This is a genomic window from Rhizobium laguerreae, from assembly GCF_002008165.1.
GTDB lineage: Bacteria > Pseudomonadota > Alphaproteobacteria > Rhizobiales > Rhizobiaceae > Rhizobium > Rhizobium laguerreae.
In genome coordinates this window covers 235,444-251,538 of the sequence record NZ_MRDM01000031.1, presented here as the reverse complement: position 1 = coordinate 251,538, position 16,095 = coordinate 235,444, and the positions used below count along the sequence as shown (strand labels likewise).

The following is a 16,095-nucleotide window of genomic DNA, read 5'->3' as shown; positions in this document are numbered from 1 at the left end:
GTCGGGCGTCATAACATTGGCTTCATGGCTGCGAAATCGGGCAAGGCGCCGCTCGCGTAGCCGACCGCCCCGAGCGAGCCGATGGCGATCCGGCCGTCGCGGATCGACAGGAGCGGTCCATCGGCACCCTGCTCGTAGAGATCGGGATGGGCCGCGGCAAAGCGCGCCTTCTCGGCCTGCGGCGCACCCTGCATGCCGGCGACATAGTGATGGCCGTTGCGCTCGACATGAGAGAGGCCGAGCAGCGAGACCAGCGCCAGATCCTGCTGCACGGCAAGCCCCGCCTGGCAGGTCAGATCCTCGCCCGAAAGGAACAGTCCCGGCACGGTTCCAGTTCTGATGCGGATCGCCTTCATGAGCGAACGGTAGATGCCCTTGCAGGTCTTCGAGGAGACGCCGGTATATCCCAGCCGCCTGGCGCCGGCGAAGGCGCCGTCGCCGTCGTCGCTCTCATCGATCAGGAAGAGCAATTGCGCCGCCAGGTCCCCCAGCGACGTTTCCATGGTGATCGCGCGCGAGAATGGCTGTTCGACAAAGGCAATGGCCGCACGCAACCTCGCCAGCCGCGGCGTCGCCTCGATTTGTGCCAGCAAGGCGGCAAGCTGTTCGGCGGCGCCAAACTGTTCGTTGCCGTCGACCGTCACCCGATAGTCGGGCAGGCGGTCCAGCACGGCGGCGATCCTGGTCAGGCGGTCGATATCGGCATCGATCGTGCCCGAAAGCTTGATCTTGAACCAGCGGTTGCCATAGCGTGTTATCACCGCCTCGAGGCTTTCCGGCAGGCCGTCGTCGACGGGATGGACGATATCGCCCTCGGTGATCGGATCGACAAGCCCGATCGTATGCCGGGCCGAGATCGCGCCGGCAGGACGAAGATCGGAAAGCACCGCCAACGCTGCATCCACGTCGATATCGTCGGGCAGCATGGGGCCGCCGATGCCGACGAGGTTGCTCCGCACCGCCTCGAAGAAGGAAATGCCGGCAAGGCGGCAATAGGCATCGAGCGCGGCGCGGGCGATCAGCGAAGGGCCGAAACAGGCGGCCAATGGATTTCCAGGCAGGCGCCGCACGGTCTCCATCTCGTTCAGGCGGGCTGCGGCAAACAGTGTCGCCGGCGCAGACGGTTCGAGCGAAGCAGCCGCAGCGGTACGGATCGAGGTGCGCAACTGATCGACATTTTGCGCCGGCGTGAAGGCCGGATCCTTGTCGAACCATTTCGGCACCATCATCTCGGCGGCCGCACCAAGGGCGGTTCGCCCCTCTTCATCCTCGACGCGGACCCTGAGGAAGGCTTGCGGCGCCTTTTCGAGGGTTGCCGCACCAAAGCGGAACGGCAGGCGCAGCCTGATATCGCGCTCGAAGGCGTCGATCTCGATGATTCTGATACGCGGCGCCGTCACGGAACCTCCAATGTTTCTGTCCACGGTCATGCCATCCGGTCGAGCATGGCGCGCGACACTTCGTGATGGAGCGGCTCCCCGCGAAGCAGCCGGCCGATCTCGTCCACCATGGCCTGGCCTTGGGCGAAGTGCGCCTCTTCAGTGTGACCGGCGGCATGCGGCGAAATGGTGACATTGGCCAGTGCGGGATCGCGGAAGGGACTGTCCGGAGGCAGCGGCTCGTTGTCGAAGACATCAAGAGCCGCTTCGATACGGCCGGAGCGGATCTCGGCGAGCAGCGCCGCCTCGTCGACCAGCTCCGCGCGCGCCGTGTTGATGAACAGCGTGCCGGGGCGCAGTAGCGCCAGTTCGCGGGCACCGATCATGCGGCGCGTTTCGGGCAGGACAGGCGCATGCAGAGAGACCACATCTGCCTGGGCCAGCATATCGTTCAGCCCGGCTCTGAAAACGCCGAGCGCAGCAGCCTCGCTATCATGGAGAAACGGATCGACGACCAGTACGCGGCAGCCGAATGGGACGAGCAGCCGCATGACCGCCCGCCCGACATATCCGGCACCGACGATGCCGACCGTTCTGGCGCCAAGCAATCTCTGCGGCACGGCGGCGCGGACGTCGAGCCATTCGCCACCGTTGCGCAATTGATGATGCAGCCGATGAATGCCGCGCATGGCGAGCAGCGTTTCGGCGACGACGAACTCGGCAACCGAGGCGGCAATTTTCGAGGCGGCATGGGTGACGCGAAGGCCATCGTCGAACAGACGGGCGGGAACGAGTGTTCGGACGCTGCCTGCCGAATGGGCGACGAGGGCGAGTTGCGGATGGCGTTGGCGCGCGGTGGGATCGAAGACCGGCGTGCCCCATCCGGTGAGGCACGCGACAGCGCCCTGCAGCAGCTGGTCGACATCGGCAGCGTCGATTGCGGCACCGGTCGGCCAACGCACCTCGCCAAGAGCGTTCAACTGGGCAATCGCCACATCGTCCAGCATCATCCGGCGGGTCTTTTCGGTCAGCAGTACGGCGATAACGGGAGCCTGTTCGTTCATGGTTCTACTCTTTCGCTGCGGCGACCAGGCGCCGGAAATGGGCAAGATCAGCGCGAACCTTGTCGAGCGCCTGCTCTCGGGAGACGCGGTATTGGGAATGCATCGAGAGCACGCCGGCAAAGCCGCTGGCGACCAGATGCGGGACGATTTCGTTCCAAGGCACCATGCCTTCGTCGAGCCCGTACCAGTCGGAATGCCAGGCGCGCTGGCCGTTGGATCCGTAAGCGCCGGGCGACCAACCGCTGTTCTTGACGCCCATGCAGCAGAACCACGGATCGAGAATATCAAGGGTCAGACGCCAATCCTCGCTTCCCTCCCGAATGATCTGATTGGCGGGATCGGGATAGGCGCCGATCCGGATCGGATCGCGCCCGGCCAGCAATCGCACCGCCAGCGCGCCCGAACTGTGCAGGGTGCCGCCGTGAAGCTGGACGGTCAGCTTGATGCCGAAGCGTTCGGCCAGGCGCTCGAAGCCGTCGAGATCCCACCGTGCCTCATCGACCTGGACCTGCCAGCGCCGTGACGGGTCGTAGCGCCAGAAGCCAAGCCTGATCTGCCCGATGCCGGCCTCGCCGCAACAACCGAGAAGCCGAGATGCGGCATCGTCGGGCCGGGTGGAATCGATGGTCGCCATCGGGGTGCGAACACCGGCCGCGGCAAAGAACTTTACCGCATTGACGATCCCCTCCGGCCTGTCAGGGGAAACGGCATGGCCATCGCGAATAAGGAGATCGGCACAGTCGAACCCCAAACCGGCTGTGATCTTGGCCGCCGTCGCGAGCGGCAGACCTTCGAGGGTCTTGGTGAAATAGGCGATATCCATGGATCATATCCCAGACGGAAAGGCGCTGTTCACGAGCGGGAGAGACAAAGCTCGCTGCGGCGACCGAATGCATCGTGAGCCTGCACCGCATACCGCACGCCCTCCGGCGGCGACATGTGCAGGAATGCCGTCGAGATCAGCGGCACGGGACTGACCTTTTCAAAAGTCCCCCCATCGGTGCTGACCAGGACATCGTAGAAGATGGCCGGCCCGGCATCGCCGGCAGCCCAGAACAGCATGCGCTCCTCCCGACCGCCAAGACCAAGGTAGCGTTCGACGACAAGGCGGGCAGGTGCCACCGGGGGCGCGCCGATATCGGGAACGACAAGCACCTGCGTCAGCGACGGCAATGGCACATCCAGGTCGACACTGATCCGGCCTTCGTCGCACGCGACGACGCTGATCGGATGCAGCAAAGCGGGCTCCTGCGCCCGGCGCATTTCGCCAAACTGCGCTTCATCAGGTGCGGGCGGTGCGCCGACCGGCTCGAAGAGCCCACGCGGGTTGCTTTCGTCGCGCTGGGCTTCCCAGACCTCCATCGGATTGGTGAATTCCTCGTCGATGCGCAGCAGACAAAGCGCGTGGCGGCCGGCAACCAAACCGCTCACCTCGAGACGGACGGCGGTCCGGCCCGAGCGGTTGATGGCATCGACGCTATGGATGAGGCTGATGGAAACACCGCCACCCGGCAGCCGCGTCGGCAGGATCGCCAGGCCATCCTGATCGGGCGCAAGCGGCGGTTCGGCGGTCACCTTGCAGACGGTATCGCCAAGCGTTGCCAGCAATTCCATCGATGTGAGGCCGGGCTTCTTGATGATGTCGAAGGGCGGCGCCCTGTCGACATCCGTGACCAGCATGTCCAGATTGGTCTTGTGCTCCCACTGCGCCTTGGTGAAATTGCGCGAACCGAAATAGGCAAAAATCGTGCGCTGGCTCCAGCCGCCGATAAAGGCGTGGTCATTGCTGAGGAAAGTGAAATTCGCCGCTTTCGGGGCGATGATGCGCCGGTCGTGCTGTTCGATGATGCGGGCGATGATCCCGGCGTAATAGGCTTTGCCATGCCAGCTATGGTGATCGCTCCAGCCGAGCTGCGGATCGCATTCATCGTTGATGATGGGCAGGCCTGCAAGGCGCGGGTGATGCTCCTTGAGATAGTCGACGACGAGAAGCGTGCGGTCGACGATACCGTTGGTTTTCGGAGTCAGGTCTACCTTGCTGCCGTTGACACCCTTTTCGTGGATCGAGATGTAATCGATCCGCGGCTGGCCGTCACCGGTCAGACAGTTCGTGCCGCTGTCGCAATGGGCCATGAGGGCGCGAAAGATCGGCGACAGCGTGCGGGCGGTGCCGGGTCCGCCCATCGGCAGGCTGGGATCGATGGCATCAAGCCCCGCGACGCAGGCGTCGTAGTAGTTGGTGTAACCCTTGATCCCGTAGGTCCACCAGCCGGAGTCGGCCTCGTTCGTCGTTTCGAAATACCATGTGCGCAGTTCGTCCATGCCGTAGCGCGCGCCATAGCGATCGGCCGTCGCTGTTACGAGATCCCGCCAGCGCCTGACCTGATCCATGTCCTCATAATCGGTGAATAGGCCCGACGGGTTGCCCATCAGCTCGAAGAACGGCTTAAGGCGGTGTTCGATCATCACGTCGAGCGCGCGATCGAGCAGCGACCAGTCATAGCTGCCCTCGCCCTTCGCGCTCAGCAGATTGTAGAGATAATGCACCCGCAGGAACCGTATGCCCTCATTCGGCAGGCCGCCGATATAGGCGAGCATCTGGCGCATCTCGGGCTCGAGCAGCAGCTCGGCGGGCGAAAAGCCGGTGCCGCGCCAGAACCGGTTGAACGGGCGCACCGCTTCACTGGCATCAACGTTTATTCGCGTACGTTCACGCATGGGTCGTCTCTCCTTGGGCGGAATGTTGGCACAGCGCCGCAATTCCGGCGCACGAGGCCAGGAGCCGGATTATTTGAACTTGTCGCGCATCGCATCGATGCCGGGGATGGTTTTGGTCAGATGCTGATGGGCGGGATCGAAGCGCTGGATCAGCCCCCGGCGATGCTTGCCAACCAGAATGGTAAAGATGTAGCCGCGATGCCCAGGCGAGGTGACCGTCGGGTGGTAACCCCGGTCGACCAGGACAGTGTCGCCGTTGCGGGTCATGAGGATCTTGACCGGACCGTCTTCGTCATAGGTGATCTGGCTGCCGAAGCCGGTCTCGGGCTGGAAGCGGTAGTGATACAGTTCTTCGTGCCGGGTCTCGACATCGCCGTCTTCCGTATCGTGCTTGTGAGGGGGATAGCCGGACCAGCAGCCCTCGCCGGCATAGAGTTCACTCACCAGCAGGTTGCCGCAGCGTCCGTTCTGCCGTTGGCCGAGCAGATGGACGATCCGCCGCTGGCTGTGCGTGTCCGACGAACCGACATTGACCGCATCGACCTCATCCGGCGTCACCCGAAACGGCTCGTAGCGCGTGTCGCAGAGGCCGCCGGCGATGGCGACTTCCGCCGCCGCACCACGAGCCGATATCCGGACCTTGGCGTCGACGGGCGCGTAAACCGAGTCCGCATCGCCTCGCCAGATATCGGCTCGCCGGCCCACCGCTTCGAACATGATGCCATCCACCTCGATATCCACCTGACCCGACAGCACGACGTAGAGGCTTTCGTGCGCCGGCAGCCGCCGGATGTCCTGCTCGTTGGAGGCGAGCGTGACTAGATCGAAGTAGATGAGATCGAGCGTCGTGGAGGAGGTATCCACAATCGGACGCTGCTCGGAGCGTGGAATGAATTCGGGCATCAATTGAACTCCGGAACGATACGGTCGGCAAAGGGATTAAGCGTCAGGGATTCGGCGTAATGACAGGCCACTGCGTGCCCATCGGCCGTGACGGTGCGTAAGCCCGGCACCTCCTGCTTGCAGAGCTCGGTGGCGTAGCGACAACGCGGATGAAATGCGCAGCCGGGAGGCGGATGGGCGGGATCGGCAACCTCGCCCGCCAGCCGGATGCGCTGGCCGTGGCGGCGCATCCTCGGATCGGCGATCGGCACGGCCGAGAGCAGCGCTTCGGTGTAGGGATGGAGCGGGCGCGAGAAGATCTGCTCCGTCGGCGCCTTTTCGACGACCCGGCCGACATACATAACGGCAATGTTATCCGAGATATGCCGGACGACCGAGAGGTCGTGGGCGACGAAGAGATAGGTCAGACCGAACTGTTCCTGCAGGTCCTGCAGGAGGTTGATGGTTTGTGCCTGCACGCTGACATCGAGCGCCGAGACGGCCTCATCGGCGATCACCAGCCGGGGATTGGAGGCCAGCGCCCGGGCGATGCCGATGCGCTGGCGCTCCCCGCCGGAGAAAGCATGGGGATAGCGGTGCATATATTCGGGCCGCAGGCCGACGCTCTGCATCAGCTCGGCGACCCGGTGCTCGAGTTCCCGGCCCTTGGCGATGCCGTTGACACCAAGCACCTCACCGATGATGTCGATGACAGGAAGGCGCGGATTGAGCGAAGATTGCGGATCCTGAAACACGATGCGCAGGTCGCGATGGATTTCGTCGAGGGCAGAACCGGACAAAGCCGCGAGATCGACGGTGCCGCCGCTGCGGCTGCGATAGCGGATTTCGCCGCTCGTCGGCTGATAGATGCGGAGCACCGTGCGCGCAAGCGTGGACTTGCCGCATCCGGACTCCCCGACAATACCGAGTGTTTCGCCATCCTCGACACGAAGGGAAACGCCGTCGACTGCCTTGACGTGTCCGACCACACGCCGGAATGCGCCCTTGCGAATGGGGAAATGCATCCTGAGATCGTTCAGTTCGAGCAGCGGGCTTGGTTGCGTCATGGGATCGGCCATCATTGTCTTCCTTCGTAAAGCAGACAGCTGGCGACATGCCCGTCGCCGATGGCGACGGGCTGCGGATCATTTTGGTCGCACAGGCCTGCCCTTGCCTCTTTGCATCGGGGATGAAAGCTGCAGCCTTGGGGCCGGTTGAAACGCGAGGGCACCATGCCGTCGATGATCGCGAGCCGTTCGGTGGGTTGCCCGTGCATGCGCGGGACCGATTGCAGCAGCGCCTTGGTGTAGGGATGAACAGGTGCATGGAAGATCGTCTCGACATCGCCTGCCTCCACGACCCGGCCGACATACATGACGACGACCTCGTCGGCGATCTCGGCCACCACGCCGAGATCATGGGTCACGAACAGCACCGAGAGCCCGAATTCGGCCTGCAGCGAAGCCAGGAGATCGAGGATATTAGCCTGGGTGGTCACATCGAGCGCCGTCGTCGGTTCGTCGGCGATCAGCAGCTTGGGGCGGCAGGCGAGCGCCAAGGCGATGCAGACGCGCTGGCGCATGCCGCCGGAAAACTGGAAGGCATAGTTTTCCATACGCTCGGCTGGCCGCGGGATGCCGACCAGAGCCAATGTCTCTATTGCATGTTCGCGCGCCTCCTTCTTTCCCATCTTCAGATGCAGGCGGATCACCTCGACCATCTGGTTGCCGATCGTATGGACGGGGGAAAGGGCCGCCATCGGCTCTTGGCTGATCAGACCGATCTGGGCGCCGCGGATCGCCCGCATATCGTGGCCGCGCGGATCAAGCGCCGCCAAGTCGACGGAGGGTGCTGCCGGATCCGGCCGGTAGCGGATGGCCCCCGAGACGATCCGCCCTCCCCGCGGGACCTGGTTGAGGATCGAGCGGCCGGTGATGCTCTTGCCCGAACCGGATTCGCCGACGACGCAGACCGTCTTGCCGCGCGGGATGGAAAAGGAGACGCCGTCGACCGCCTTGATGGTGCCCGCACCGCCGAAGAAATGGGTCCTGAGATCAACGACCTCGATCAGCGGGTCTCGCTCCCCGTGCCGGCCGCCGGCAGCGGCAAAATTGGGATCAGTATTCATAGGGATCTGCAGCATCGCGTAATCCATCACCGAGGAAATTGAGGGCGAGCACGGTGACGATCACCGCGAGGCCCGGAAGAAACAGCCAGGGCGCGCTCGAGACGGCGAGAATGTTCTGCGCCTCCTGAAGCAGCACGCCCCAACTCACCACCGGCGGGCGCAGGCCGATGCCGAGGAAGGAGAGCGCGGTTTCCGCGAGGATCATCGTCGGGATGGCGAGCGTCACCGAGGCGATGATGTGGCTCATGAAGGATGGGACCATGTGCCGCCAGATGATGCGCATCTGCGAACAGCCGTCGAGACGGGCGGCGATGACGAAGTCTTCCGTCTTGAGCGACAGGAAGCGGCCGCGCACCACCCGCGCCAGGTCGGTCCAGCCGATCAGTGACAGGATGATGGTGATCCAGAGATAGACCAGGATCGGATCGGCGCTGATCGGGACGGCAGCCGCAAGGCCCATCCACAGCGGGATGGTCGGGATAGAGTTGATGAGTTCGATGGAACGCTGGATGACATCGTCCACCCAGCCGCCGTAGAGGCCCGAGATGCCGCCCAGGACGATGCCGAGGATGAGGCTGATTGCCACCCCGATAAGCCCCACGGACATCGAAACGCGCGTGCCGTGGACCGTCCGGCTGAAGACGTCGCGACCGAGGCGGTCGGCGCCGAACAGGTAGAATGGTTTGCCCATCTCGATCGGGCCGATCAGGTGCCGGTCGAAATCGAACAGCCCCCAGAGCCGGTAGGGTTCGCCCTTGACGAAGAAGCCGAGGGGGATGACGACGGCCGGATCGGGCACATAATTGCGGCTGAGCGCGATCGGGTCAACCTTCATCGAATAACCGTTGACGTAGAGCGGATGAAACTGTCCGGCCGCGTCGTAGCCGGCGAACTTGATCTGCTGCGGCGGCGCATAGGTGTAGCGGGAATCGTAGGTCTGCGATGAAACCGGGGCGAGAACCTCGGCAAACAAGGCGACCAGGTAGATCAAAAAGATGACGACGCCTGCCGCCAGCGCCAGCCGATGGCGACGGAAGCGCCGCCAGATGAGCTTCCACTGCCCGGCGACCGCGTCGGAATTCTGGATCAGTTCGGGCTGTAGCGCGATGGCTTGATCGGTCATTGGTCTCGTCCTTCAGCCGTTGCGAATGCGTGGATCGAGCCAGGCGAGCAGCAGGTCCGAAATCAGCGTGCCGATCAGCGTCAGCATGCTCATCAGCAGGATGAAAGTGCCGGCCAGATACATGTCCTGGGCAAAGAGGGCGTTGAGCAGCAGTGGCCCGGTGATCGGCAGGCTAAGAACGATGGAGACCACCACAGAGCCGGAAACGAGGTGCGGCAGCACCCAGCCGACGGTCGAGATGAACGGGTTAAGCGCCACCCGCACGGGATATTTCAACAGCAGCCGGATTTCGCTCAAGCCCCGGGCGCGGGCCATGTCGACATAGGGCTTGTTGAGTTCGTCGAGCAGGTTGGCGCGCATGATGCGAATCAGCGCCGCAGTGGCGCCGGTGCCGAGAACGACGACCGGGATCCACATATGCGAAATGAGATCGCCGAGCTTAGCCCAGCTCCACACTGCATTGATATAGGCGGGTGAAAACAGCCCGCCGGTGCTTTGGCCGAAATACTGTGCCGAAACATACATCAGCACCAGCGCCAGCAGGAAGTTCGGGATGGCAAGGCCGAGAAAGCCGAAGAAGGTGGCAACGTAATCTCCCACCGAATATTGCCGCACGGCCGAATAGATGCCGATCGGAAAGGCCACCGCCCAGACGAAGAGCAGCGTGGTGACCGAGACCACCATCGTCAGGCCCATGCGGGCCCAGATCAGCTCGCTGACCGGCTTGTTCCAATCGAGGGACTGGCCGAAATCGCCGCGCAGCAGGATGCCGCTGATCCATTTCCAGTATTGGACGGCCCAGGGCTGATCGAGGCCATAACGTTCACGCAGCCCGGCGATGACGCTGGGATCGATCGTTTCGTTCTGGGAGGCAAGACGCGCGGTCAGCGCGGTCAGGAAGTCGCCGGGCGGCAACTGGATGATGATGAAGGTCACGACGGAAATCGCAAACATCATCGGGATCATATAAAGCAGGCGTCTGATGATGAAGCCGGCCATGGTCAAGCTCCTTCAATCGGCGATCGCCGATCGGATTGGATGATTGGGACTGGGCTGGTGTCGATGGGATGGCGCCCGCGGGCGCCATCCCTGTCGGTCGCGATCCGTTATTGCTGGTAGTAGAAGGTCTCGGGCTTTGCCGGCCCCGGCGTCATGTAGAACGACGTGCTCGGAATGACCTTCGGGACATTGCGCATATTGGTCTTGACGATTCCGACGCGGTCCGGCTCCAGGTTGGTGCCGATGACGTAGAATTCGTCACGGGTGATCGCCAGCAGTTCCTTCATCGCGGCCAACTGCTTTTCCAGCGTCGGCGCTTCCTTCACCTGCCGGTAGAGATCCATCTGCTTCTTGGCAGCGGGGCTCGGTTCTTGCGCGTTCGGATCCTTGGGGTTCTGGTAATAGAGGCCCCAGGCTGTCGCGAAGCTCGATTCGTATTCGTGCGGGAAATACCATTTTGGATCGAGCAGGCCGAGGAAGTCGTAGCCACCGCCGCCGACCCATCCAAGGCCGTCATTCTCGTTGTTCTGCAGGCGGGAGAAGATCAGCGAACGTTCGGCCGGGCGGGGCTGCATGTCGATGCCGACAGCCCGCCAGTAGCGCTGGATCATCTCAAGGGCGTCCACCTGGATCGGGCTTCCGGTCAAGGCGTCGATCGCAAAGGTAATCCGCTTGCCGTCCTGACCGAGGCGATAGCCTTCCGCGTCACGTTTGGTGAGGCCGGCCTTGTCGAGATACTGATTGGCGAGATCGACATTATACTCCAGATACTGCGTCGCCATCTTCTCGTCGTAGAGCGCAGTGCCTTCGCGCGGTGCTGCCTGATAAGGCTTGGCCTGTCCGGCATAGATCAGCTGGTTGAGCTCTTCGCGGTTGATGGCGTAGCTGAGGCCGATGCGGAAATCCTTGCTGGAAAAGACAGCCCGCAAGGCCGGATTCTTGTGGGTCTGGTTCAGGGTGATCAGCAGGGCGTTCGACCACGCCGGCCGGGCGATGAACAGGCCGTAGCCGCCTTTCTCCTGGTTCTGCACGATCACCGTACGGGCGTCCGTCGTCTCGATGAAGCGGTTCTGCATGTCGATTTCGCCGCTAATCGCCTTCAGGATGATGGCCTGGGTATCCTGCATCACATCAATGGTGATCCGATCGAAGTAAGGCAGCTGGTTTCCTGCGGTATCCACCTTGGCATAGTATGGATTGCGTTCCGCGACGACCTGGGTGGTGCCGTTATAGGGCGCGGTCAACACCCAGGCATCGAGCGTTGGACGGCCGAGATCGCGCCAGCGGCCGGGAAAGCCGATCTTGTTGTTGAAGAGCTGGACCCAGTCGGTTGCGCCGGCTGCTTTCACCAGGGCGTCGACGCCGTCGGGATTGAAATCCTTGTGGAATTGCTTGAGGTAGTGCGCCGGCGCGGCCGCCAGAATATCGGAGCCTCGCACGGTCGCCATGTTCATCAGGAACAGGCCGTTCGGCGCGGCAAACTTGAAGGCGACCTTGTCGTCGGCGAGCTTTTCGACCTTGACGGTCTCTCCGCCTGCGGTCAGCCAGTTGGGTGCGGCAGGGGTGATCCTGGTGTTGCGAAGCACGTTCTCGTTCCACCACACAAGATCGTCTGCGGTAAACGGCTCGCCGTCCGACCAGCGCGTGCCTTCCCGCAAGGTAAACGTATATTCGGTGGCATTGGCATTGACCTCGACGCTCTTGGCGATATCGGGGATCACTTCGGTCCATTCAGGATTCCAGCGGACCAGTCTTGTATAGCCGATCGAACGTTCGATCTCGCTGTCGCCACCGCCAAAGGTGGCGGTGCGCCAGGTGCCGCCGTAGGTACCGACCGATTCAAGCGGAGTGAGCACCAGCGGCTCCTTGGGCAGCCGCTTTTCGACCGGCGGCAGTTTGCCGGCTTCGACGAGCGCCTTCAGTTCGGGCGACTCCTCAAAGCCGAATGCGACACCGGCCCAGCCGGCACCCATGAGGATCGCCGCGGCAACGGTCGAGACAACCTGCCGTCTTAAGATTCTGACGTGTTGCATTCTTTCCTCCCAATATTCCGCTATAGGTTATCGTTAACGTATTCTCCTCTTTCTTTAACGTTATCGTTACCGTCAAATCTTGTCAAAGAGATTCTCGGAGCCCCATCCATGCCCGTATCAGCCTTGGCTTTCCCCGAAATTATGCTAGTTATCGTTATCGTAGATTCCCGCCGATTTTGATGAGACTATCCAGTTGAGCCGCCCTAAAGAGCCAGAATCCAAAATAACCATTGCCGATGTCGCTCGCGCCGCAGGGGTATCGCCGATGACGGTATCGCGCGTGCTCAATGATCGGGGCGGAGCCAGCGCGGAGACCAGTCAGCGCATTATTTTAGCGGCGAGCGAACTCAATTACCGGCCCAATCCCTTTGCGCGCGGGTTGCGGTCCGATCGATCGAAGGCCATCGGCCTTCTCGTTCCCGACATCACCAATCCGTTCTTTCCCGAAGTCATCAGGGGAGCCGAGGATGCCGCGAGCGCCGCCGGCTACAATCTGCTTCTGTCCAATGTCGTCGAAAACAGCAAGCGGGAGGAAGAGCTCATCGAAACGCTGCTGCGGCACCGGGTCGACGGGATCATCGTCTGCAGCCCGCGGCTGCCCGATGCCGCGCTGCACAAGGCGCTTGCGCCCCACCGCGCCGTGGTGCTCATCAACCGCGAGGCGCCCAACGAGGTCGCCGGGACGATCGTCACCGACTACGAGACGGGAGCTTCGCGTGCCATCGACCATCTCGTCGAGCGCGGGCGCCGCAGGATCGCGATCATCGCCGGGCCGCGCAGTTCGTTTGGCGGCAAGAGCCGTCTTGTCGGCTTTCGCAAGACGCTGGCAGCCCACGGGCTCAAGGCGCAAGGCATCGTTTATTGCGATCCCACCGCGGCAGGCGGCCAAACGGCGGCCGCGCAATTGCTGGCGGAGGCGCCCGGCATCGATGCTCTCGTCTGCTACAACGACCTTAACGCAATTGGCGCCATGAAGGTCTGCCGGGCCGCCGGTATTTCGATCCCCGGGCAAATCGCCCTGATCGGTTTCGACGATATTCCGACTGCCGAACTGCTGTCCCCGGCGCTCACCACCTTGCGGGTGCAAAAACGCGAAATGGGAGAGGAAGCCGTGCGTCTGCTGCTCAGCCGCATCGCCACCAGAAATCGCCAGCACGGCATCGTCATCGTGCCCGAGCTCATCATCCGCGAAACAACCTGAACGCCCGGAGCATGATGCCGAAAAGTGTGAGCGGTTTTCGGACGACATCATGCTCCAACTCTTAAAGCTTGGAACAGGAGGAGTATCCGATGGATATCAGCAATCTGCAGTCACTGGCCCTGCCCGAGGAGAAGAAGGCCTGGTTCGTCCACGACCGGTTCGGCATGTTCGTGCATTGGGGGCTTTACGCCCTGCCGGCACGCCATGAATGGGTCAAGAGCCGCGAAGAACTTGATGATGCCGACTACCAGAAATATTTCGATCATTTCGATCCCGATCTCTACGACCCCAGAGAATGGGCCAGACGCGCAAAGGCGGCCGGCATGAAATATGTCGTGCTGACAACCAAGCACCACGAAGGCTTCTGCCTCTGGGATACCAAGGCGACCGACTTCAAGGTGACCAACACGCCTTATGGGCGGGATCTGCTGGGTCCATTCGTCGACGCTTTCCGCGCAGAGGGCCTGAGGATCGGGTTCTACTATTCGCTGATCGACTGGCATCATCCCGACTTCACGGTCGATCCGCGCCACCCGCAGCGCAATCATCCAGATGCGCTGAAAATCAACGAAGGCCGGGATATGCACCGCTATGCCGCCTTCATGCGCGAACAGGTCCGCGAGTTGCTGACCGAGTTCGGGCAGATCGACATCATGTGGTTCGATTTCAGCTATCCGCAATGGAAGCTCGGAGAATTGGTCGGAAAGGGTCATCAGGATTGGGAAAGCGAGAAACTCGTGCGCCTGGTGCGCGAACTCGCCCCCGATATCATCATCAACAACCGGCTCGATCTCGCCGGCCTGCAGCCCGACATCGTCACGCCGGAGCAATATATGCCGCGCGCCCGGCCGCTCCGCGATGGCAGACGCGTCGTCTGGGAAGCGTGCCACACGCTCAGCGGTTCCTGGGGCTATCACCGAGACGAAGATACGTGGAAAAGCACGGAACAACTGGTGCAGATGCTGGTAGGTACCGTTGCCATGGGCGGCAATCTGCTGATGAATGTCGGCCCGACGGCGCGCGGCACGCTCGACCACCGAGCGATTGCGGCCCTTGCCGCTTATGAGGAGTGGATGGCGCTGCACGAGCGCAGCATCGTCGGCTGCACCCAGTCCGACTTCACCGCGCCGGCCGACTGCCGCCTGACCCAGAATGGCGATCGTCTCTATATCCACCTCTTCAACTGGCCCTATCGCCATCTGCATTTCGATGCGCTGGCGGGGAAAGTCGAATATGCGCAATTCCTGCATGATGGCAGCGAGGTCACCTGGCTGCGCCCGTCCGCCAATACCTTGTGGGCAAACACCCAGTTCCCCGTCGGTGATGATCAAATGACATTCGTCCTGCCGGTGCGTCGACCTCAGATCGTGGTCCCGGTCATCGAAGTTAAGCTCAAGGCGGGGAGCTCCTCCGGCATTCAGGATTAAAGGGCGGCGGACGATCGCGCAGCTGAGATAGATTGCCCGAGCGGGCGGGGCATATGCCGGCTCAGAACGGCTCCGCCCCGCCATAAGCCGACAGTGGCTTACGGATTGGCTTCGGTGGTTTCCACGAAGAGCTGGTTGAGTTGTTTCATCTCGAGCGCATGGGCGCGCCTTCTGAGGGCGGCAGCCTGTTTGAGCGTTGCAAGATTGTCAGTTGTCTCGATGAGGTGGGCATCGGCGACGAGCACCTCCGCCTCAATCCTTCCCTGCTCTCGCAATTGCCAGACATCCCTGACGCGAAATTGAACCATTATAACGCCGAAAAGTGCCACGAGCGCGGAAGCGGTCATTGGCAGCCAATTGGGGACAACCGGGCCGTAGGCGGAAAACAACGATGAGAGACCGCTCAAAACGATGATCCCCAATGTGAGAAAATTCCAGAGATATTGATTGAGCTTGGAGGAGCGCGCATAGCCGTTTCGATGTGTTCGAAGGTCACGCAAAGCCTGCCTTTTGATCTCGGCTGCGTCCGATGGAAGCATGCTTTCGGCCGTTTCTTGCTCGATCTCCCGTCTTGCTGCCAAAATCACGTTGATGACGGCGATAGTGATCCCGAAGGTAATCATGAACCAGGCGATGTAGTGCAAGGGGACGTCGTCGAGAATGACGTTTGACAAAAACGAAGGTTGAAAAAATTCAATTAAAGCACCAAACGATATCAAGAATATAGACAGGGCAACCACGGCTATCGAAAGCATCGCTGCTATATTTCTATATCTGCCAGTCAGTGTCATTTTCTTCAGTTGAGCGTGGTCATCCCCCTCCCTTCTGAACAAATCCATCATCCTATCCTCGAGACTATAGGGTTAACCATAGTCAACCTTTTACCACGCCAGAAAGCAAGTAACGTTTGTGAAGTAATACTTTACGGATCGAATTTCCGGCTACCCTCGCTAATGTGCGGGCCGGGGCTGCCTCCGCGTCATCAATCCGGTCGCTTCAGGCTACGCTGATCGCCGGCTGCCGGCCGAGATCGCGGGCAATATATTCCTGGTTCTGTCGGACGATCTGCGCGGCGTGAGCGATCGTCAGCCGCCTGACAGCCACTTGAAAACCGGCGCTGCCTGAGCGGGCAGGAGATGGG

13 protein-coding genes are annotated in these 16,095 nt (G+C 61.9%); 2 read left to right on the top strand and 11 right to left on the bottom strand.

Annotated features, from left to right (window positions below):
- Positions 1-8: 8 nt before the first annotated feature.
- The 10 genes from BS630_RS33760 to BS630_RS33715 all read right to left on the bottom strand — a co-directional run bounded on the left by BS630_RS33760 (position 9) and on the right by BS630_RS33715 (position 12,326).
- The gene (locus tag BS630_RS33760) at positions 9-1,430 is read right to left on the bottom strand and encodes an enolase-like domain-containing protein (protein WP_077980952.1); all 1,422 of its coding nucleotides are present in this window, start codon (positions 1,428-1,430) and stop codon (positions 9-11) included.
- Complete coding sequence (locus tag BS630_RS33755; RefSeq protein WP_077980951.1) at positions 1,427-2,443, bottom strand: hydroxyacid dehydrogenase; 1,017 nt, start codon at positions 2,441-2,443, stop codon at positions 1,427-1,429. Before BS630_RS33755 ends, BS630_RS33760 begins: the two co-directional genes overlap by 4 nt.
- A 4-nt stretch (positions 2,444-2,447) precedes the next feature.
- Positions 2,448-3,266, bottom strand: coding sequence for a sugar phosphate isomerase/epimerase family protein (locus BS630_RS33750; protein WP_077980950.1), 819 nt, complete (start codon positions 3,264-3,266; stop codon positions 2,448-2,450).
- Positions 3,267-3,295: 29 nt separating this feature from the next.
- Complete coding sequence (locus BS630_RS33745) at positions 3,296-5,161, bottom strand: GH39 family glycosyl hydrolase (RefSeq protein WP_077980949.1); 1,866 nt, start codon at positions 5,159-5,161, stop codon at positions 3,296-3,298.
- Between the two features lie 69 nt (positions 5,162-5,230).
- Entirely contained in the window at positions 5,231-6,064 is an 834-nt protein-coding gene (locus BS630_RS33740) for a 5-deoxy-glucuronate isomerase (RefSeq protein WP_077980948.1), read from the bottom strand.
- On the bottom strand, positions 6,064-7,122 hold the full coding sequence (locus BS630_RS33735; RefSeq protein ID WP_170269508.1) for an ABC transporter ATP-binding protein: 1,059 nt from the start codon (positions 7,120-7,122) through the stop codon (positions 6,064-6,066). Before BS630_RS33735 ends, BS630_RS33740 begins: the two co-directional genes overlap by 1 nt.
- The gene (locus BS630_RS33730; RefSeq protein WP_183594586.1) at positions 7,122-8,186 is read right to left on the bottom strand and encodes an ABC transporter ATP-binding protein; all 1,065 of its coding nucleotides are present in this window, start codon (positions 8,184-8,186) and stop codon (positions 7,122-7,124) included. Before BS630_RS33730 ends, BS630_RS33735 begins: the two co-directional genes overlap by 1 nt.
- The gene (locus BS630_RS33725) at positions 8,161-9,294 is read right to left on the bottom strand and encodes an ABC transporter permease (protein ID WP_077980946.1); all 1,134 of its coding nucleotides are present in this window, start codon (positions 9,292-9,294) and stop codon (positions 8,161-8,163) included. The genes BS630_RS33730 and BS630_RS33725 overlap by 26 nt, the downstream gene beginning before the upstream one ends.
- 12 nt (positions 9,295-9,306) lie before the next feature.
- Entirely contained in the window at positions 9,307-10,293 is a 987-nt protein-coding gene (locus tag BS630_RS33720; RefSeq protein ID WP_017958352.1) for an ABC transporter permease, read from the bottom strand.
- Positions 10,294-10,400: 107 nt separating this feature from the next.
- A complete protein-coding gene (locus BS630_RS33715) occupies positions 10,401-12,326 on the bottom strand; it encodes an ABC transporter substrate-binding protein (RefSeq protein ID WP_077980945.1) in 1,926 nt (641 codons plus the stop codon).
- Between the two features lie 193 nt (positions 12,327-12,519).
- Between BS630_RS33715 and BS630_RS33710 the strand changes: the two genes are divergently transcribed.
- Positions 12,520-13,527, top strand: a complete 1,008-nt coding sequence (locus tag BS630_RS33710) for a LacI family DNA-binding transcriptional regulator (protein WP_077980944.1) — start codon at positions 12,520-12,522, stop codon at positions 13,525-13,527.
- A 68-nt stretch (positions 13,528-13,595) separates the two neighbouring features.
- Positions 13,596-14,954 (top strand): alpha-L-fucosidase, encoded by a 1,359-nt coding sequence (locus BS630_RS33705; RefSeq protein ID WP_376774652.1) that lies wholly within the window; start codon positions 13,596-13,598, stop codon positions 14,952-14,954.
- A gap of 98 nt (positions 14,955-15,052) precedes the next feature.
- On the opposite strand, the gene BS630_RS33700 is transcribed toward BS630_RS33705, so the two are convergent.
- Complete coding sequence (locus tag BS630_RS33700) at positions 15,053-15,793, bottom strand: DUF4231 domain-containing protein (protein ID WP_167383852.1); 741 nt, start codon at positions 15,791-15,793, stop codon at positions 15,053-15,055.
- Between the last annotated feature and the right edge of the window lie 302 nt (positions 15,794-16,095).